Genomic DNA, 19,145 nt, shown 5'->3' on the forward strand with positions numbered 1-19,145 from the left:
GCCCGTGCCCGCGCGCATGCGTCAATCAAGCGGTCTTCGTCGTCTTACGATTACCCACATTTTTGAGTCAGAGTGTCGCTCCCGTTGCGATATCGACGAATCGCGACAATCCGCGCCACATGATCAGATTCCCTGGTGGCGGATCGTTGGCACGGGCGAGATAGCCGCCGAGCCTGGCGATCTTGATGAGATAATGCGACAATGTCTTTCGTTGTGTGCTGACTGGATTCTTGTCTTTGACGAGCCGATCAAGCAATTGGATTTCACCTTTGGTCAGCACAAACTCCGGTGAGGCATTTGGCGCTGAACGGTTAAGCATCGTCATCCAAAAAATGCGCCAGCTCACAATGCAGAATACCGAGATCAGATTCGTCAATCGCTGAGCGGTCCGCAGTTGCGAGTCCTCTGCCCTACAGCCGGATTTGAGTATCTTGTGGAAGACCTCGATCTTCCATCGCAAGGAATACCATTCGAGTTTCTCGATAGCATCCCCGCGCGATTGCACTGGAAGATCGGTCAGGAGTTTCCATTCAATCTTCTTTCTGTTCTTTGGCGCTCCTCTTTCGTAAGCGCGATTTTCTTCGCACGCCGGCGGTTTTGATGGATTGCCCTGGTATCGGGCGATACCGAGCCGTTCAGGCAGTGGCGGCTTTGTGGAAGTTGAAGGGCAGCAGGTCTGTAATATCGGCGTCGCCGGCGCGCTGAGGCAATTCGGTGAGGACGTGGCGCAACCACGCTAACGGCTCGACACGTGAGGCGCGGCAGGTCAGCATCAGGCTATAGACGACGGCACTGGCCTTGGCTCCGTCCACGGTATCGCTGAACAACCAACTCTTCCTGCCAGTTGCAAAAACCCTGATGTCGCGCTCCAGAAGATTGTTGTCAATCGGCATGCTGCCGTCCCCGGTGTAGCGCGTCAGATATTCCCATTGGTTTCGGGTGTAGGATACGGCGTCGCCGAGCTTGCTGTCAGGCAAGACCTTCGGGGCCATGTCATCGAGCCATACTTTGAGAGCATTGAGGATGGGGACACTATGTTGCTGGCGGAAGCGGCGAATGCAGTAGGCCTGTGTTTCACCCTTCTCCGGTATTCCGTCCCACGCCCGCCTTTCAACCCGGTAGAGCTGTTCAAAGAACCGCAGCGCTTGCTCGGGCGGACCGCCGCCCTTCTTCCTGGCTTTGAGGGCATCGACAAAGCGCCGCCGGGAGTGGGCCATGCATCCAATGTGGGTGGCCCCTTCCAGCGTGCGCCATGCGGTATAGCCGTCACTCATTACAATGCCACGGTAATCGCCGAGGAAGGCTTGCGGGTGGATTTGGCCGCGGCCCGGCTGATAATCCAGAAGAACGATCGGCTCGTGGCTGCCCTTGCCGCTGCGATAAGCCCACATGTACGATGTGCTGGTGGCCCGTTTGTCCTTCTCCTTGAGGACCTGAACCGTTGTCTCGTCGCCATGGATGAGAGGTTGTGATCTGAGCCGCAGCTTCAGGGCGTCGTAGATGCGATGCAGATGCTTCTCGCTCGAGCCAATCACCCAGTGGCCCAAAGCGCCGCGGCTGACAGGAACACCTGCACGTTCGAAGGCCTGCGCCAGGCGGTAGAGCGGCGTGCCATCGACATATTTGTGAACCAGCGCGAACGCCAGCGTCGAGGGCGTGGCAACGCTGCCCGGCAATGGTTGCGGCGGCATCGGCGCGGTCACGACAGGGGCGTGGATCCCGGTGCGATCGCTATGGCGGCACGCATATTTGAAGCGCACATTCTGTAAAACCTTCGCCTTCACCTCGATATGAAGTTGCTCGGTGACAGCCTCGCCCATGCGATGCATCTGGCCACGGCAGCAAGGACACGCCTTCTGATCGTCGGACAGGTCATACTCGACGCGCTCACGAGGTAGGTTCCCCGGCAGCGGCTTGCGGCCGCGCTTCTTTCCCATTGTGTTTTCGACGGGTGGCAAGCCCGTGTCCGGAAGTTCGGCGATATTGTTCGTTTCACTGCCGGCGTCCTCCTCATCGGAGGCCTGCTCGGCTTCATTGAAGAGACGATCAACATGCTTTTCGCTGCGCGGCGCAAAACGATGCAGGCGTGCCAGCGCCAGTTCTTCCTCGAGCTTGGCGACGCGGTCGGCGAGTTGATGGTTCTCCGCCTGCAGCGCAGCAATGCGTGCCAACAGCACTTCAACACTCGGATCGCCGGTTCGATTCATCGAATTCTTGAATCTGAACCGTACCGACGCGTCAACCGCTCAACTCGAGAGCTCAGCCGGCAACCTGATATTGCCGCACCGGATGGCGGACCATCGCATCGATATCGATGCCGTCAAGGATCCAGTGCAATTGCTCCGTCGTCAGCGTGACGATCGCCTCCTGGCGGCGCGGCCATCGGAACCTGTCTTCGGTCAGCCGCTTCAGGACCAGTACAAAGCCGGACCGATCGAAGAACAGAAGCTTCATCCGGTCGCAACGGCGATTGCAGAACGCAAAAACCGCCGGAGTGAATGGATCGAGCGCCATCGTCTCCTGGACCAGGACCGCAAGGCTGTTGATGCCAGCCCGGAAGTCGATCGGCTCACGGTGCAGATAGACCTGCAGGTCATCGCCCAGTCTAAACATCGCCCAGCGCTCCGATGATCGCCGTCAATGCATCCACATCGCCGCATTCCAGCGCGAGCTTCACGCCATTCGGCAGCGACACGCTCACTTTGGCCGGAGAACAAAAAGCTGGAGTCCCTTTGGGTTCCGAACCACGCACTTCATCGTAAGCCGGCAAATCAACCGTCGCCACGCTGTCTTTTCGCGACAGGTCCCGCTCGGACTTCCCCTCAAGCTGAACCGGGATGAACGCCGGGCGTGAGGACGGCGGCAGCGACCTGGTCGCGCTGTGCTTCTTGATCCACTTCCGAAGGAGGTTCGCGTTGACCCCATGTTCGAGTGCAAGCCTCGATACCGAAACCCCAGGCTCAAGGCAGGCCGCGACAAGACGCTCTTTCGATGCCGCCTCGTAGCGCCGGCGACCGTTCCGGCCGACAAGCCTGACCCGCAGTTTCTGATCATCGTCGCTCATCACAAGGTGTCCACCTATTTTGGTGGACACCTCATGCATCAGGACTCTCAAAAGCAAAAGGTGCGGAGAAATTCGCGCTTACTGACGAACGAACCGAGCGGGACATTTTGGACCATATTCGCAGCCTAGCGGAAGATGTGACCGTGCTGGCAATCACTCATCGCAAAGGGGTCATTTCTACAACCGACGTCGTGGTCGAGCTGACCGACTGCGGCTTGTCCTTGACATAGGCGAAGGGGATGATCAGCCCGGCGCGTTGATTGTCTGCGCTGCAGGCGCATTGCTGGACGAGATGTGACCTTGCCCCCAGATTTTATCCAGTTCTGAGTTCGCTCAAGCCATTGGATTTGCCCAGTTGGGCGGTGGTAGCGACGGGAGCTGGCGCGGAGCCATCGGCATAGCGCAGCGCCAGATCCCGGCGCGGGTGGCAGGTGAAGGCGAACTCGGAGGGTGTCTTCCATCCGAGCTGTGAGTGCGGTCGTGTGTAGTTATACAACAAGGCTCAAGAACGCCCACAGGACCGTTCTTCGCGAGGTTCGTTATCGGCATAATCCCTGGTTTGGTCGCCGAGTTTGCGTTCATGGGGCGGTCGACAAGGTTGACGATGTCGTTTTTCGCTGCACCCTGGACGGATCGCAAGCAGACCGTTGGCTGGAAGTTCCAGCATGGATGTTCGACCGGACGGCCTGCCCTGACGCCGAGCTTCTGACAGCTCAGCCGTTTGTTAGCATCGATGCACTTGCGGCGCTCGCTGCGCTTCTCGATCTGGCGTTGAAGGATCGAACGCCATCAGCTGCCCCGCTTTCTGGCGCATCCAGAGGCTCTCACGACCAGAATCGGGGAGCGACTCATGTCACGCGAGACGGCAATGCCAGGGAGCGGATACCGACACAATCGACAACCGCGGTTGCAGCAGCAGATGGATCTGTTCGGGGGCGGCCTGTCGAACGGCGCCCTCGGCGCGCCGGCATGGTCGGAGCTGCCGGGGGAAGCGCGGGCGGCCCTCACAAGCCTGATGACGCAGTTGATGCTCGACCATGCTGCGATGACAGCGACGCCGCCCGCGAAGGGGGCGATCATGATCTCTGACAAGGTCAGGCCTCATCATCTGGAGCGTAAGGCGATTCTTTACGTGCGCCAATCCTCAGCACATCAGGTGTTGCACAATCGCGTTCCCTCTAACCTTCGGCGGCGTTGTGGCAAATCGTCCTCTGTTTGCGGGAATGACTTCAAGTGCGTTCCGCGAAGACCTGCGAGCGTGATCTCAAACGTCGCTCGAATTTCCAATCCACCCGTACAACCCAGCTAATGCAATGGTCACCCAGTCGCCCGCACCAAATGCGCCTTGCTCTCATTCCCTGCCAGCAACCGATCAAGCTCGGCACTCCAGGCACCCATCTTCGGGAGCGGCTGCGTCTCGCGCTCGTACCGGAACTCCGTCGCTTGAGAACGAATGACCTTGCGAACCACCTTCCGAGATACGCCAAGTTCTCGGCAGAGCCTTGATCGGACGACCATCAACAAAGTAGGCGCGACGGATCTTACCAATCGTCTCCACCACCAGCATCCCAACCTCGGCTTCCATGACTCGATGGAAGCCACTGTGGCCCTTATCCCGGGGTCCCGATTGGATGCCGATCACCCCGAAAACGGGGTCCTTATTCCATGCCGAAACACACCGCTGGGCGGCAAAGCCGATCATCTCGCGCAACAGATCGGCATCAGGGGTCTTCTCCACGAGCGTCCGCAGGTTCATCATATCGTCGGTCATCGGTGGTTCCTCGGTTGCGTTGGCGTGTCGCAACCCGATCCTACCGGAGAACTGCCGGTGACCACCGCAAAGCCGCCCGCCCGCTACGGCGCTATTTGAGGCGCGCGTGCGGGCGGCTTTGCTCTACCGACCTACACCATCACTGAGGACACGACCAACGTTCGGTCTCGGCACGCTACGAGAAGGCCCCGCGAACTGGTTGTGGCCACGCCCGTCGGCTGAGCATGAGCACAAACGGCTTGAAGCGCACGTAGCGTCAGGTTGTACGATCATAGGTGTTTGCGAACGGCCCTAGCCCGCCCTATTCGTGAGAGCGCGGTATTTTGGTCCGACTGGTGCATCCGCACACCTCCGCTGACGAGGCGCACAGGATTGCCTTCGGCTTTTCACCGCCTGACGACCGGTACTTTGCAACGCGCTTGAGGGATGGGTTGGGTGAACGCGGGCGGACGCCCCACCGGTCAAGGACCGAGCGGCAGCAGCGCGCCGGGCAAGCTGCGGATCAGGTCGGCTTCGGGACATGCCGCGGCGAACGCAAGGCGAATGCGGCTCTTGGTCTCGACAACCCGGGCGGCGATTTTCAAGAGCCGAAGACGCAGCGTCGCGAACTCGGCAGTGGCCAATTCCCGGACTTTGGGAATGGCGTCGCGCACGGTCAGCATCAGCCAATAAGCGGCGGTATGGAGAACGAGGCGGACTTGATTGGCGAGCGCCGAACGGCAACTGGTGCGATCGGAGGCGAGCTGCGTCTTATGCAGCTTGATCAGATTCTCGGCTTGGCCGCGCGCGCAATACAGGCTGTCGTAGATCCACTCGGCCGAGCCGACATCGAGGCTGGTGACGACGAAGCGGATGTCGAGGCCGAGCATCGTCGCCTCAATACGGGCGACGGTGCGTCGTTCGCGATCCCAGGACTTTGCCTTGTGGCGCGTCTCGGTATAGCCGCGCAGAACCGGCAGGTTCTCGATGGCGCGTCGCGTGCGGATGTCGTCGGCGACCGCGTCGACTTTTCTGGCGAGCGGCTTGGTGCCGGACAGACCGAAGATGTAGTCGATGCCGTTGGTCTCGCACCACGCCATTGCCTCCGGCCGGGCATAGTGCCCGTCGCCACGGAACGTAATTCGCGTGTTGTGCCACCGCGTCCGGATATGCCGTACCAGGCGGCGCAGATGGGCACGCACCTCGACGCCGCCCGGCGTCTTGCCGGGCCGCAGCACGACCGCCACGGGCCGGCTCTTCTCCGTGTCGTAGACGTGGATCGGCAGGAAGCAGCGTTCGTCATAATGAGCGTTGAACAGCGAGAGCTGCTGATGGCCGTGGACGACATCGCAGGTATCATCGATGTCGAGCGTGACGGATGCCGGCTCGCGCGGGTAGCTATCCATCCATGCGTCGACCAAAGTGTAGGTCAGTCGGATCACGTCGCGCAGGCGCGGAGCATTCTCCAGACGCGACAGCGTCGGTTGGGAACACAGATCGCGACCCGTGTCCGGCAGCCGTCCGCAGGCCAGCTTGAATGCGGGATCGGACCGCAGATGATCGAGGTCGTCGGCGTCCTCGTAGCCGCAGCAGATCGCGAACATGCGCGCGCGGAACATATCGACCAGGCTGTGCACGACCCGCGTCGGATCGCGCCGATCCGGGAACACCCGGGCCAAATTGTCGGCCAAGCCGAGACGCCGCTCGGCCATCGCCAGAAGCATCACGCCCCCGTTCGAGGTCAGCCGACCGCCATCGAAGGCAGCTGTGACTTTCTTGGCGTGAACGGCTGGAAACGAGAAGGGCAGAATCGTATCGTCGGTCATGGCGGGCGTGGTGTTCGCGGCTGAAGGTGATGGGGTTGGCTTTGCAACCGAATCCTACGCCGCATCAGCGCTTTACACCACGCTCGCCAGCCTCTCAGGCGCCCTCTGACGAATAAGACGGGCTAGAGCCGTTCATCGAGGAGTAAAAATGCTTCGATTCTCAAATGGAGATCCACTTAGCCTTACTAGCGCGGCGGCGCGAGCGATTGAGCTCGGTGAGCTGGATGCCTGTTATCGCGAGCTCACAGGCCGCCAGCGCCCGTAGAACAGAAGAAACGGCTGGTTATTTCACGATGCAAGTAGCGAGAATGAGTGATTGAGCGACGATCTCCATCTTGAAGAGAAAGCCATCAAGGCGGTACTATTTTACCGAGAGGCTCTTACCGCTGCCGAGAAGTCTGAAACCGTGCAAGCGCTCGCACATCGAGCGCTCATGAACATGCTGCCCGAGCTCGAGCGCGCAGTTCTCGAGGATCGATCTCCATCAATACGGAGCAAGCTGTTTGATGCCGGTGCGAAAGCGGTCGTTCGATTGAATGAGGCGCGGCAGGTCTTGGATGAGGCGACCGCACGGTTAGAGGGAGCTCGCCAGGCCCTGGCGGCTCTCGAGGGGCAGCTCGGATACATTCCAAATGTTCCGGCGACAGCAAATCGAATTTAGATGACGGCTGCGTGAGCACTGTCGTGAACTGACGGAGAAGATCTGGATGGCTCGCGTCGCGAGCGGGCATCTGAAAGTTGAGCCCGCAATGTAGCGGGGTCTATCGCGTCAGTACGTCAATTTCGCTGCTCGACCGTTGGACAATGCGGCGCCTCCGATCTGCTCGCATTCCTGAGGCAACCACGATGCTCGGCCCGGCGCGCCGCCGAAGTGTCTCGCGGAGAATGCGCAACGTTCTTAAGAAATTGATAGTGCAGCAAAATCATGTTGGAACTCGATAGACAAGTCGCTGATTGCGCTCGTTAGAAATGTCACCGCAAGGCCCGGCGAGGAGGGCGCACGGACGCGAAGCTGGCCGGGGTTGCGCAGCGGCCGGGCGCCCGGATGAGAGCCCCAATGCCAGCGACGGCGACTGGTCGAGTTGCGGGTTTTAGCCCGCCTTGAACAAGCTCGGACCTTGGCCACGTCGCCGCGGAGCCTTCTGGCTGCGGCTGAAGTCGAGCAGCTTCTGCTGCTCGGCAAGTGTACGCCAGAACCGACCCTAACCGCTTGTTCTCGACGATCTCCGCCTGGTCGACTTGTCGCGCCTTGTCGAACGTCCGGTAGGGCGGCGCACGGCCCCTGTGCTTGATCACAAGCCGCCCGTCCGGATGGTCGAACACGGTGACGCGCTGGCGGGCGAGGGTGCTCGTAATCTCGTTCGGCTCGAGGATGAACAGCATCTTGTCGTATTGCAGCGTCAGACTCTGCGATACCGTGCGCTCTTCCTTCCAGGCAAAGGCATCATCGACGACGTCGTGCTCAGTCAGCGGTCGACGCACGTCCTTGTCACTGAAGGGAGGCTTCGCCAACCGCCGATTGTAGCCTTCCATGAACGCGGGCAAAAATGCGTTGCCGGCCTCGATGGTTGAGATTCCGGCCAGCCGCATCTCCTTCAACAGACGATCTTGCAGCGTTCCATTGGCTCGTTCGACGCGCCCCTTCGACTGCGGAGCGTTGGCACAGATGATATCGATGTTGAGCTCGTGCAACGCCCGGCCAAACTGGGTCATGCCGTCACCCCCGGGCGCCCCGACCCTTGTTTACCCGGAACGTCGCGTGCTTATCCGAGTAGAATGCGATCGGCTTGCCGTAGCGCTGCAAATAGGCGCGCGTCGCAGCTCTTCTAACGGTGGTCTATTGCTCGCATAACATAGATTATGGAATACTTATGCAATTCTTGGAATGCGGTCAAAAACAACCTCAGATTACTTTAGTATACTTTCTTCGGCGCTTCGTCCATCCCGGCCATCACGCGGGGTCGCACGTTCGCTCCAAACATGACGAATGCCGCTGGACGTAACCGCGACGGGTTTTTCGTCTCAGCCAGGACTCGAGAGCCTCGACGGCCTGCACGTGACCATCGAACAGATCGAGCCGCCGTCGTCCGCGCCCACCGAGACGACCCCATTCACGCACCAATGCCGTATCGCCGAACAGCGTCGGCTCGATCGTGAGCACGTAGAACCGCGCCATGTTGCGGGCCGGATCGCGACGCTCGAGCACGAGGTATTGCACGGTGAGTTCGGACATGCGCCAGAATCGCAATTCCCGAATCGAGCGTCCAATTAAATAAACGAATCGATCAGGACCAAGGATTCAGAAATTTTATGCTGGCAAGAAGACAGTCGGGGCTCGACTCGCGATGGAGTTCTGCGGCTCCCACCCGAGGCAGGATCTTTGGCCAAAGTCGAATGTGCCTCCATCATTTCGAGCCCCTGCCCTTTGTCGGTGATGCCATCCAGCATTGAAGTCAATTTCGCCGCTGCTTGCAGCCTCATCCTCCATCGCCGCAATGCGCCAACCGTCCGGGCCCATCAGAATTTGGTGCAACTACTGGTCGGGGGCGGCTGTGTGAGAATTGCCGGCCCGCACGGATTCTGAAGCTGCGAACGGCGCTGCCTTCGATCGCCTCGTTGACCTTGATGTGGCTTCTAGAGCATTTTCCGACCGGAAAGAATCGGGTGGGGATTCCCAAAACGGCGCGAGTCAGATTCAAGCTGCATGCTGGCGAGGGAGGCCAGCATGTATGGCCAGGGCGCTTTCGGTTGATCTTCGCCAAAGGGTGGTAGCCGCGATTGACGGTGGCATGTCCTGTCGACAGGCTGCTGAGCGCTTTGGTGTCAGCGCGGCCAGTGCGATCCGCTGGCGCGCTCGCCTCAAGAAAGTTGGCGACATCGTTCCTAAACGCCAGGGCGGTGACCGCAAATCGCAGCGCATCGAAGCGCATTCGCAATTGATTCTGGAGGCGGTGACAGCGAGGCCGGATATCACGCTTGCCGAGTTGCGAGAACTGTTGAAACGTCATGGAATATCGACTGGCATCGCGTCGCTCTGGCGTTTTTTCCAGCGCAGAAAGATCACACTTAAAAAAAGACAGCGCACGCCGCCGAGCAACGGCGCGGCGATATAAATGCCGCACGTGAGGAGTGGTTCGAAGGGCAAATCGACCTTGACCCTGAGCGTCTCGTCTTCATCGACGAAACCAGCGCCAACACCAAAATGGCGCGGCGTTACGGGCGCTCGCCACGCGGCGAGCGATGTCGTGCAGCTATCCCACACGGACATTGGAAGACGACGACGTTCACCGCTGGATTGCGCTCCGACGGTCTGATCGCGCCGCTTGTTCTGGACGGTCCAATGGATGGCGACGCTTTCCTGGCCTACGTCGAGCAATTGCTCGCCCCATCGCTGCGGCCGGGCGATACCGTTATCATGGACAACTTGCCCGCTCACAAGGTCCATGGCGTTCGAGAGGCCATCCAGGCGGTCGGAGCTAGCCTGCTCTATCTTCCGCCCTACAGTCCAGACTTCAACCCGATTGAAATGGCCTTCTCCAAACTGAAAGCGCTGTTGCGGGCCGCCGCAGCCCGCACCATGCCCGATCTCTGGCAAGCAATCGCCAACGCTCTCAAACGCTTCTCACCCGAGGAATGTCAAAATTATCTCGTCGCGGCTGGTTACGACGCAACGTGATCGGAAAACGCTCTAGCATCCCGGACATCCGGCTCCCGGCCGATGGTCCGGTAGAGCGAACCTGGCGTACATCCCGTAACCGAAGAGCTTGTAGGAATCGGTGATCGGCGGCGTCACTGAATCTCCTTCAACTCGACCTCCGACCAAAACGAAAGCCCCCGCCATTCTGCTTCTTCATCATCCTGGGCAAGAAGGTCGGTCTCGTAGCCGCCATCGACGTTGGCGTAGGCATCCACTAACCAGCGTTGCTTGATGCCGAAGAGCGGTCGCGGCTGCGCGATGGCCGCCTTCGGGATCTTTCGGATGGCGGACGTCCCAGAGAGTGGGACCGAAGTCATTCCGATGGCCACGGCCGCCGTTGCGGCAATTGGCGCCTGGCTCGGCCATATCTTTGGTTGAGCGCCGCCCTTCCCGCCTTGAATCGTGAAACCGCGAATACGGCTGCACGATTTCACGCCGCCGCTTGTTTCTGCCTGCTCTTGGCTGCCTCACTCTGCGGCTTCAGCGGGGGAGCTTTTAAGCTCTGCGAACTTCGCCGCCATCGTCGGATTGCCCCGAGTCAGCTTCTTGATCGTCACGTCCTGCGCCTTGTCATTTGCGAGGCGCAGGTTGCGATCTGCGCCGATCAACGCATCCTTCGTCTTCTGCAGATGATCGATGGACTTATCGATCTCATTGATGGCGGTCTGGAAATGTCTGGAAGCAAGATCGTAGTTCTTCGAGAATGCGGTCTTGAACGTCTCAAGCTGGCTCTCAAATTGAGTGATGTCGATATTCTGGGCTTTCACGAGCGCCAGCTCGGCCTTGTACTTCAGTGAATTGATCGCCGCATTCCGCAGAAGCGTAATCATCGGCAGGAAGAACTGCGGCCGGATCACATACATTTTCGGGTAACGGTGGAACACGTCAACGATGCCCGAGTTGTAAAGTTCGTTTTCCGGTTCAAGCAATGAGACCAGGATCGCGTACTCGCAGCCCTTTTCAATCCGGTCCCGGTCAAGCTCCTTGAGAAAGTCCTCGTTCTTGCTTTTCGTCGCGGTTTTGTCGCTTTCGTTCTTCATCTCGAACATGATCGAGATGATCTCAGTACCGGCCTCATCCGAGTCTCGGAAGATGTAGTCGCCCTTGCTGCCCGTCCGTGCGTCATTGTCTTTCTCGAAATAAGCCCGCGGAAAAGCCATCGACCGCACCCGATTGAACTCGGTCTCGCAGTGCTGTTCGAGGCTCTCCCCCACCATCTTGGTTGACAGGCGGGCCTTCATATCCTTGAGGCGCTCGATCGCGTCATCACGATCCTTGATTTGCGTTTCGTACTTGTCCTTGAGCGACTGCTCAGACAGCTGCCTTTCAAGCTGCACCTGCTTGATGCCGTTCTTCAGCTCATCGCGCTCTTTCTCGACGGCGCCGACCGCTTCGGTCACCGCAAGCTTCTTCTCAAGCTCGACGGCCTGAAGCTGGGCCCTCAGCTCTTGGATTTCCTTGTCCTTGGCAGCAGAGATTTTATGCTGCTCGCTGGCCAGAAGCGCTTCAGCAAGCTCCGAGGCCGCTTCCTTTTCCCGCTCAGACTGGACCAGCTCGTTCGCAAGTCTGTCGCGCTCCTTTTCGATGGCGCTGAGCGCTTCATTAACGGCGAGCTTCTGGGCGACCTCACCGCCCTCAAGCTTGGACTTCAACTCGTTGATCTCGGCGTCCTTAGCGGCCGCAGCCTTCTGGAGATCGTTGCTCACCTGGGCCTTGGCCAATTCAACAGCGCTCAGCTTGTCACGCTCGGCCAATTCCAGACGCTCGTGCAGCTGTCTGTCGAAATCGGCGTCACGGACCTGCTTCAGGATCTCGGCGTAGCCGGTCTCATCGACCTTGAAGGCCTTGTCACAGTGGGGACAGATGATCTCGTGCATGGTTCCTGTCCGGATCGGGCGGCTGCTGTTGACATTTCAAAATGGAATGGGCCGGTAGAATCGGGCCAGCATGAGAACAAAATTAGAACGAGAAAAATTGGAGGGTCAAGCCGCAAGCCGCGGTTTTGCGCAGTTTGCTTTGACAATCCCCGCCTTTCGGGGCCCGAAGCAACGGCTCGCGTCGCTGGGGAGGCGATCGAAGCGGACAAGCGGGCCCGGTTATCGACTTGCGCGCGTAAGATCCTCCGACCAGGCTCAATTGGGCTCTGGCCTTTCTGTTTGTGCTGAACGACGGGATCAAGGCCGGTGTAGCGCGAGACAAACGTATTGAAGCGGGCGAATATCGAATGGAAGACTTGAAGCCCGACGATATTTAGCCCGTCTTATTCGTCAGAGGGCGCCTGAGAGGCTGGCGAGCGTGGTGTAAAGCGCTGATGCGGCGTAGGATTCGGTTGCAAAGCCAACCCCATCACCTTCAGCCGCGAACACCAGGCCCGCCATGACCGATGATACGATTCTGCCCTTCTCGTTTCCAGCCGTTCACGCCAAGAAAGTCACAGCTGCCTTCGATGGCGGTCGGCTGACCTCGAACGGGGGCGTGATGCTTCTGGCGATGGCCGAGCGGCGTCTCGGCTTGGCCGACAATTTGGCCCGGGTGTTCCCGGATCGGCGCGATCCGACGCGGGTCGTGCACAGCCTTGTCGATATGTTCCGCGCGCGCATGTTCGCGATCTGCTGCGGCTACGAGGACGCCGACGACCTCGATCATCTGCGGTCCGATCCGGCATTCAAGCTGGCCTGCGGACGGCTGCCGGACACGGGTCGCGATCTGTGTTCCCAACCGACGCTGTCGCGTCTGGAGAATGCTCCGCGCCTGCGCGACGTGATCCGACTGACCTACACTTTGGTCGACGCATGGATGGATAGCTACCCGCGCGAGCCGGCATCCGTCACGCTCGACATCGATGATACCTGCGATGTCGTCCACGGCCATCAGCAGCTCTCGCTGTTCAACGCTCATTATGACGAACGCTGCTTCCTGCCGATCCACGTCTACGACACGGAGAAGAGCCGGCCCGTGGCGGTCGTGCTGCGGCCCGGCAAGACGCCGGGCGGCGTCGAGGTGCGTGCCCATCTGCGCCGCCTGGTACGGCATATCCGGACGCGGTGGCACAACACGCGAATTACGTTCCGTGGCGACGGGCACTATGCCCGGCCGGAGGCAATGGCGTGGTGCGAGACCAACGGCATCGACTACATCTTCGGTCTGTCCGGCACCAAGCCGCTCGCCAGAAAAGTCGACGCGGTCGCCGACGACATCCGCACGCGACGCGCCATCGAGAACCTGCCGGTTCTGCGCGGCTATACCGAGACGCGCCACAAGGCAAAGTCCTGGGATCGCGAACGACGCACCGTCGCCCGTATTGAGGCGACGATGCTCGGCCTCGACATCCGCTTCGTCGTCACCAGCCTCGATGTCGGCTCGGCCGAGTGGATCTACGACAGCCTGTATTGCGCGCGCGGCCAAGCCGAGAATCTGATCAAGCTGCATAAGACGCAGCTCGCCTCCGATCGCACCAGTTGCCGTTCGGCGCTCGCCAATCAAGTCCGCCTCGTTCTCCATACCGCCGCTTATTGGCTGATGCTGACCGTGCGCGACGCCATTCCCAAAGTCCGGGAATTGGCCACTGCCGAGTTCGCGACGCTGCGTCTTCGGCTCTTGAAAATCGCCGCCCGGGTTGTCGAGACCAAGAGCCGCATTCGCCTTGCGTTCGCCGCGGCATGTCCCGAAGCCGACCTGATCCGCAGCTTGCCCGGCGCGCTGCTGCCGCTCGGTCCTTGACCGGTGGGGCGTCCGCCCGCGTTCACCCAACCCATCCCTCAAGCGCGTTGCAAAGTACCGGTCGTCAGGCGGTGAAAAGCCGAAGGCAATCCTGTGCGCCTCGTCAGCGGAGGTGTGCGGATGCACCAGTCGGACCAAAATACCGCGCTCTCACGAATAGGGCGGGTTAGCTATCCATCCATGCATCGACCAGGGTGTAGGTCAGGCGGATCACGTCGCGCAGGCGGGGAGCATTCTCCAGCCGCGACAGCGTCGGTTGGGAACACAGATCGCGACCGCTGTCTGGTAGCCGTCCACAGGCCAGCTTGAATGCGGGATCGGACCGCAGATGATCGAGGTCATCGGCGTCCTCGTAGCCGCAGCAGATCGCGAACATGCGAGCGCGAAACATATCGACAAGGCTGTGCACGACCCGCGTCGGATCGCGCCGATCCGGGAACACCCGGGCCAAATTGTTGGCCAAACCGAGACGTCGCTCGGCCATCGCAAGAAGCATCACGCCCCCGTTCGAGGTCAGCCGACCGCCATCGAAGGCAGCTGTGACTTTCTTGGCGTGAACGGCTGGAAACGAGAAGGGTAGACTCGTATCATCGGTCATGGCGGGCGTGGCGTTCGCGGTGGAAGGTGATGGGGTTGGCTTCGCAACCGAATCCTACGCTTCATCAGCGCTTTACACCACGCTCGCCAGCCTCTCAGGCGCCCTCTGACGAATAAGACGGGCTAAGTATGGCTAGATGCACTGCACCAGTAGAAGGCCATCGCTCAGCCAGTGCCGCAGCGAGCTGCCCTGCATGCCGTGGCAGTTGGGGTCCCCGCTACAGCGGCCATAGTTACAGTTCGTACTCCTCACCGTCCTACTCCTCGTCAGGGAGCAGCGGCAGCGCGTCGGGGGGCCGCGTAAGGGCGCGATGGTCGCGACCGGATTCGACCGTGCTGTATACGCCGACCGAGGTGCGGGAGCTCACACCAGTACGCGAGGCCGTCGAGAAGCAAGCGTCCTTTGTCCTTCGGGATATGTTTCTTTGCCATGCGTGGGACGACCGGCAGGGGGCAGCCAAACAATTGCACGATCTGCTTGAGGCACGCGGTGTCAAGGTATGGTTCAGCGAAAAGGACGTTGGCCTTGGCGTGCCGTTGCTCCGCGCGATCGACAAGGGCTTGGCGAATTCCCGCATTGGGATCGTACTGGTGACTCCTGCGTTGCTGCAGCGTCTCCCAAAAGAAGGCATCGCCGACAAAGAACTTTCGGTACGAGTATCGCGCCACCCATCCCGATGGCTTCGGCTATACTTGGTTCTGCACGACGTACGAGGCCTGGAAGGGGCGAGCCCGGCCTTCGATGCGGCAGACGCATCTGGGCGGCGAGAAGGTTTTCGTGGATTTCGCCGGCGACACCATCGACGTCATCGATCCCTCAAACGGGGAAGTGCAGTCGATGAAGCTGTTCGTCGCGGCGATGGGCGCCTCCAACTATACCTATGCCGAGGCCTGTCCAAGCGAGGGGCTCGCCGACTGGATCCGGGTCCACATCAATCTTTTCGCCTTCCTCGGCGGCGTGCCGACATTCGTAGTCTGCGACAATCTCAAGGCCGCCGTCACCAATCCCGACCGCCACGATCCCGGCCTCAACCGAACCTATGCCGAGATGGCGAGCCATTACGGCACGGCCATTCTCGCAGCCCGGCCGCGGCGCCCAAAAGATAAGGCAAAGGTCGAAGTTGCGGTGCAAGTCGCCCAGCGATGGATTCTGGCGCGGCTGCGCAACCAACGCTTCTTTTCGTTGGCGGAGCTGAACGCAGCCATCAAAACACTCGTCGTCGAACTCAATGCAAGGCAGATGCGCGACTTTGGCGCCAGTCGCGCCGAACTGTTCGCCGAGCTCGACAAGCCCAAGCTTACAAAGCTGCCGGACCAGGCTTACGCTTTCGCACGCTGGAAGCGATGCCGGATCGGCCCCGACTATCATATCGAGATCGATGGACACTGGTATTCCGCGCCGTATCGGCTCATCCGTGAGCTTGTCGACGCACGCATCGATGACAGAACGGTCGAGATCTTCCACAACGGCCGCAGGATCGCCAGCCACGCCCGCGCGCCCAACCGGCGGGGCCACACCACCATCGCCGACCATATGCCCAGCGCCCATCGGCGCTACGGTCAATGGACGCCCGCCGGAGTGATCGTCGCCGGCGAGCGGATCGGTCCGTCGACCGCCGCCTTCTTCCAGGCCGTGATCGCGGCCCGGCCGCATCCCGAGCAAGGCTTTCGCACCTGCCTCGGCATTCTGTCACTGGTCAAAAGCTACAGCGCGGAGCGCGTCGAAGCGGCCTGCCGGCGCGGCATTCTGATCAAGGCGCGATCCGTCGCCTCGATCCGCTCCATCCTCCAGAACGGTCTGGATCGTACCTTTCTCGACGAGCCCTCCGAACACCAACCCCTGCGCCACGGCAACATCCGCGGCCGCGATTATTTTCACTGAAGCCAAGGAGACCTGTATGCTCAACCATCCCACCCACGAACGCCTGATCGAGCTCGGCTTGAGCGGCATGGCCAAGGCCTTCGAGGAGCAGCGACGATCGCCTGATCTCGAAGCCTTGCCGTTCGAAGATCGCATCGGCCTGCTGGTCGACCGGGAAGCGGCGGAACGCGACACCAGGCGGCTCACCACGCGCCTCAAGCTGGCCTCGCTCCGCCAGAATGCCTGCGTGGAGGACGTCGATTTGCGCACGCCGCGGGGTATCGACCGGGCCGTCTTCGCCAAGCTCGCCAGCGGCGACTGGATCGATCGCCACGAGAATTTGCTCATAACCGGGGCGACCGGATTGGGCAAAAGTTGGTTAGCCTGTGCCCTCGGCCACAAGGCCTGCCGAGATAATCGCTCGGTCCTCTATCACCGCGTCCCAAGATTGTTCGAAGCGTTGGGGCTCGCGCGGGGCGATGGACGTTATGCCCGCTTGCTCAAAACCCTTGGCCGCGCCCAGGTTCTGATTTTGGATGATTGGGGATTGTCGGTGCTCACCGCTGCCGAGCGGCGCGATCTACTGGAAATCCTTGACGATCGCCATGGCCGCTCCTCCACCATCGTAACCAGCCAACTCCCTGTGGACACATGGCACGAAGTTATCGGAGATCCCACGCTAGAGCATTTTCCGACCGGAAAGAATCGGGTGGGGATTCCCAAAACGGCGCGAGTCAGATTCAAGCTGCATGCTGGCGAGGGAGGCCAGCATGTATGGCCAGGGCGCTTTCGGTTGATCTTCGCCAAAGGGTGGTAGCCGCGATTGACGGTGGCATGTCCTGTCGACAGGCTGCTGAGCGCTTTGGTGTCAGCGCGGCCAGTGCAATCCGCTGGCGCGGTCGCCTCAAGAAAGTTGGCGACATCGTTCCTAAACGCCAGGGCGGTGACCGCAAATCGCAGCGCATCGAAGCGCATTCGCAATTGATTCTGGAGGCGGTGACAGCGAGGCCGGATATCACGCTTGCCGAGTTGCGAGAACTGTTGAAACGTCGTGGAATATCGACTGGCATCGCGTCGCTCTGGCGTTTTTTCCAGCGCAGAAAGATCACACTTAAAAAAAGACAGCGCACGCCGCCGAGCAACGGCGCGGCGATATAAATGCCGCACGTGAGGAGTGGTTCGAAGGGCAAATCGACCTTGACCCTGAGCGTCTCGTCTTCATCGACGAAACCAGCGCCAACACCAAAATGGCGCGGCGTTACGGGCGCTCGCCACGCGGCGAGCGATGTCGTGCAGCTATCCCACACGGACATTGGAAGACGACGACGTTCACCGCTGGATTGCGCTCCGACGGTCTGATCGCGCCGCTTGTTCTGGACGGTCCAATGGATGGCGACGCTTTCCTGGCCTACGTCGAGCAATTGCTCGCCCCATCGCTGCGGCCGGGCGATACCGTTATCATGGACAACTTGCCCGCTCACAAGGTCCATGGCGTTCGAGAGGCCATCCAGGCGGTCGGAGCTAGCCTGCTCTATCTTCCGCCCTACAGTCCAGACTTCAACCCGATTGAAATGGCCTTCTCCAAACTGAAAGCGCTGTTGCGGACCGCCGCAGCCCGCACCATGCCCGATCTCTGGCAAGCAATCGCCAACGCTCTCAAACGCTTCTCACCCGAGGAATGTCAAAATTATCTCGTCGCGGCTGGTTACGACGCAACGTGATCGGAAAACGCTCTAGGCGACGCGATTCTGGATCGCCTCGTCCACAACGCTCACCGCCTCCAGCTTGCTGGCGAAAGCATGCGAAAACGCAACGCCAAAACCATCACCCTTGACGAGCAGCCAGAACGCTGACCCTATCACCGCCTCGGCCGGAGCGAGGCTGCTCACGATCGTCTGAATTCGGCGCTCATGATCGCGCGAAATCGCTGCTCACGATCACTGAAATATGCAGCCAAGCCCAATCGTCGATTCCGACGACGGTCGGAGCAACGAAATCCGGCAACGGGGCCGAGTGAATCATTCGGAGCAAGGTGTCGCCGCTGACCGGCATGGCCAGTTTGCGCGCCAGGCGTGAGCCGGGCTCTCCGCCGACCGCAAAGCCGATCGCCAGTTGGCTCTCGCCGAGGCGGGTTGTGCGTCTTGCTTTCGGCCGCACCGTTGCCGGTAGTCGTTCGGTGAATATCCGACGCGGGCATTGCAGATTCGCGCATCGAAACCGTCGCGCGTGAAGCCGGATTTCGACAACCCGACCCTGCCAGGGCAGATCGGCTAAGCGTCGCACGTAATGGCTGTGGACGCGACACGTCTGGCAGCCGCAACAGGGACAGAGCGAGACCGCTGACTTCGGCCGAGCTACGAGCACCACCCTGTTGGTCTGGGGAAGGATCTCGACAATCGAAAGCTCGGAGGAAACCAGTGAGCGGAAGGCTTGGAGCAAGGCGAATCACGGGCGTCGACTGCGATTCCGACCTTATGCCCTTATTTGCACTGTCCGTGAATCCTGCACCCTGCACCAAATGTGCGGAAGAACCCCTAATTGCCGCGCGGAATGCTCTACTTGTCGTCCACTTTCTCCGACTTGAAACCGGTTTACCTCTCAGTTGTTAACCGGGCGATGATCTTGAAATT

The 19,145-nt window shown here is 60.3% G+C and carries 14 protein-coding genes and 10 pseudogenes; 10 read left to right on the top strand and 14 right to left on the bottom strand.

The genetic code is table 11. From position 1 onward, the window contains the following. Window positions 1-67 precede the first annotated feature (67 nt). The 4 genes from HAP41_RS48325 to tnpA are packed head-to-tail and all read right to left on the bottom strand — an operon-like array spanning window position 68 to window position 3,064. Window positions 68-685 carry an IS4 family transposase gene (locus HAP41_RS48325; RefSeq protein ID WP_414643408.1) on the bottom strand — a complete coding sequence of 206 codons (618 nt, stop codon included), beginning with the start codon at window positions 683-685 and terminating at the stop codon, window positions 68-70. After that, complete coding sequence (gene tnpC / locus HAP41_RS48330; RefSeq protein WP_166073793.1) at window positions 636-2,207, bottom strand: IS66 family transposase; 1,572 nt, start codon at window positions 2,205-2,207, stop codon at window positions 636-638. Before tnpC ends, HAP41_RS48325 begins: the two co-directional genes overlap by 50 nt. A gap of 52 nt (window positions 2,208-2,259) precedes the next feature. Beyond that, complete coding sequence (gene tnpB, locus HAP41_RS48335) at window positions 2,260-2,613, bottom strand: IS66 family insertion sequence element accessory protein TnpB (protein ID WP_166073804.1); 354 nt, start codon at window positions 2,611-2,613, stop codon at window positions 2,260-2,262. Continuing rightward, window positions 2,606-3,064, bottom strand: a complete 459-nt coding sequence (gene tnpA, locus HAP41_RS48340) for an IS66-like element accessory protein TnpA (RefSeq protein WP_166073826.1) — start codon at window positions 3,062-3,064, stop codon at window positions 2,606-2,608. The genes tnpB and tnpA overlap by 8 nt, the downstream gene beginning before the upstream one ends. 83 nt (window positions 3,065-3,147) lie before the next feature. On the opposite strand from tnpA, the pseudogene HAP41_RS50915 reads away from it, so the two are divergent. Continuing rightward, a pseudogene (locus tag HAP41_RS50915) lies at window positions 3,148-3,294 on the top strand (ABC transporter ATP-binding protein); the annotation flags it as partial. Between the two features lie 83 nt (window positions 3,295-3,377). On the opposite strand, the pseudogene HAP41_RS48345 reads toward HAP41_RS50915, so the two are convergent. After that, window positions 3,378-3,557: pseudogene (locus HAP41_RS48345) on the bottom strand (IS3 family transposase); the annotation flags it as partial. Between the two features lie 585 nt (window positions 3,558-4,142). Here HAP41_RS48345 and HAP41_RS50920 point away from each other — a divergent pair. Next, window positions 4,143-4,253 (top strand): annotated as a pseudogene (locus HAP41_RS50920) (recombinase family protein); the annotation flags it as partial. A gap of 134 nt (window positions 4,254-4,387) precedes the next feature. On the opposite strand, the pseudogene HAP41_RS48355 reads toward HAP41_RS50920, so the two are convergent. Continuing rightward, a pseudogene (locus HAP41_RS48355) lies at window positions 4,388-4,631 on the bottom strand (IS21 family transposase); the annotation flags it as partial. A gap of 665 nt (window positions 4,632-5,296) precedes the next feature. Then, window positions 5,297-6,640, bottom strand: a complete 1,344-nt coding sequence (locus HAP41_RS48360) for an IS1380 family transposase (RefSeq protein ID WP_166053720.1) — start codon at window positions 6,638-6,640, stop codon at window positions 5,297-5,299. 316 nt (window positions 6,641-6,956) lie between these two features. Between HAP41_RS48360 and HAP41_RS48365 the strand changes: the two genes are divergently transcribed. Continuing rightward, window positions 6,957-7,301 carry a hypothetical protein gene (locus tag HAP41_RS48365; RefSeq protein ID WP_166107354.1) on the top strand — a complete coding sequence of 115 codons (345 nt, stop codon included), beginning with the start codon at window positions 6,957-6,959 and terminating at the stop codon, window positions 7,299-7,301. Window positions 7,302-7,731: 430 nt separating this feature from the next. On the opposite strand, the pseudogene HAP41_RS48370 reads toward HAP41_RS48365, so the two are convergent. Together HAP41_RS48370 and HAP41_RS48375 are read right to left on the bottom strand one after the other, a co-directional pair. Then, a pseudogene (locus HAP41_RS48370) lies at window positions 7,732-8,456 on the bottom strand (transposase family protein); the annotation flags it as partial. Window positions 8,457-8,591: 135 nt separating this feature from the next. Beyond that, window positions 8,592-8,873: a WGR domain-containing protein gene (locus HAP41_RS48375; RefSeq protein ID WP_166107352.1), complete on the bottom strand. Its 282-nt coding sequence runs from the start codon at window positions 8,871-8,873 to the stop codon at window positions 8,592-8,594. 496 nt (window positions 8,874-9,369) lie between these two features. Between HAP41_RS48375 and HAP41_RS48380 the strand changes: the two genes are divergently transcribed. Next, window positions 9,370-10,316, top strand: a protein-coding gene (locus tag HAP41_RS48380; protein ID WP_166055883.1) for an IS630 family transposase whose coding sequence is annotated in 2 segments (ribosomal slippage) — window positions 9,370-9,709 and window positions 9,709-10,316 — 948 coding nt in all. Because the reading frame shifts where the segments join, the coding sequence is not laid out codon by codon here. A gap of 113 nt (window positions 10,317-10,429) precedes the next feature. On the opposite strand, the gene HAP41_RS48385 is transcribed toward HAP41_RS48380, so the two are convergent. Continuing rightward, window positions 10,430-10,771: a hypothetical protein gene (locus HAP41_RS48385; protein ID WP_166107348.1), complete on the bottom strand. Its 342-nt coding sequence runs from the start codon at window positions 10,769-10,771 to the stop codon at window positions 10,430-10,432. Between the two features lie 33 nt (window positions 10,772-10,804). Continuing rightward, on the bottom strand, window positions 10,805-12,214 hold the full coding sequence (locus HAP41_RS48390) for a DUF2130 domain-containing protein (RefSeq protein ID WP_166107346.1): 1,410 nt from the start codon (window positions 12,212-12,214) through the stop codon (window positions 10,805-10,807). A gap of 499 nt (window positions 12,215-12,713) precedes the next feature. Here HAP41_RS48390 and HAP41_RS48395 point away from each other — a divergent pair, with 499 nt between their 5' ends. After that, the gene (locus tag HAP41_RS48395; RefSeq protein WP_166053720.1) at window positions 12,714-14,057 is read left to right on the top strand and encodes an IS1380 family transposase; all 1,344 of its coding nucleotides are present in this window, start codon (window positions 12,714-12,716) and stop codon (window positions 14,055-14,057) included. A gap of 169 nt (window positions 14,058-14,226) precedes the next feature. Here the strand turns inward: HAP41_RS48395 and HAP41_RS48400 are convergent. After that, window positions 14,227-14,655, bottom strand: a pseudogene (locus HAP41_RS48400) (transposase); the annotation flags it as partial. A 128-nt stretch (window positions 14,656-14,783) separates the two neighbouring features. Between HAP41_RS48400 and HAP41_RS48405 the strand changes: the two are divergent. The 5 genes and pseudogenes from HAP41_RS48405 to HAP41_RS48425 all read left to right on the top strand — a co-directional run. After that, window positions 14,784-15,389: pseudogene (locus HAP41_RS48405) on the top strand (toll/interleukin-1 receptor domain-containing protein); the annotation flags it as partial. Continuing rightward, a pseudogene (gene istA / locus HAP41_RS48410) lies at window positions 15,310-16,536 on the top strand (IS21 family transposase); the annotation flags it as partial. The pseudogenes HAP41_RS48405 and istA, both read left to right, overlap by 80 nt. Window positions 16,537-16,552: 16 nt before the next feature. Next, window positions 16,553-17,332: an IS21-like element helper ATPase IstB gene (gene istB, locus HAP41_RS48415; protein WP_479686370.1), complete on the top strand. Its 780-nt coding sequence runs from the start codon at window positions 16,553-16,555 to the stop codon at window positions 17,330-17,332. Next, window positions 17,290-18,236 (top strand): IS630 family transposase gene (locus HAP41_RS48420; protein WP_166063836.1). Its coding sequence is split into 2 segments (ribosomal slippage): window positions 17,290-17,629 and window positions 17,629-18,236, totalling 948 coding nucleotides; the frame shifts between segments, so codons are not numbered across the junction. Before istB ends, HAP41_RS48420 begins: the two co-directional genes overlap by 43 nt. Window positions 18,237-18,248: 12 nt before the next feature. Next, window positions 18,249-18,368, top strand: a pseudogene (locus HAP41_RS48425) (ATP-binding protein); the annotation flags it as partial. 55 nt (window positions 18,369-18,423) lie between these two features. Here the strand turns inward: HAP41_RS48425 and HAP41_RS48430 are convergent. Together HAP41_RS48430 and HAP41_RS50475 are read right to left on the bottom strand one after the other, a co-directional pair. Further along, the gene (locus tag HAP41_RS48430; protein ID WP_224581097.1) at window positions 18,424-18,672 is read right to left on the bottom strand and encodes a hypothetical protein; all 249 of its coding nucleotides are present in this window, start codon (window positions 18,670-18,672) and stop codon (window positions 18,424-18,426) included. A 105-nt stretch (window positions 18,673-18,777) separates the two neighbouring features. Next, window positions 18,778-18,882, bottom strand: a pseudogene (locus tag HAP41_RS50475) (hypothetical protein); the annotation flags it as partial. Window positions 18,883-19,145 lie beyond the last annotated feature (263 nt).

The organism is Bradyrhizobium barranii subsp. apii (assembly GCF_011516635.5).
In the GTDB taxonomy this organism is placed as follows: Bacteria; Pseudomonadota; Alphaproteobacteria; order Rhizobiales; family Xanthobacteraceae; genus Bradyrhizobium; species Bradyrhizobium barranii.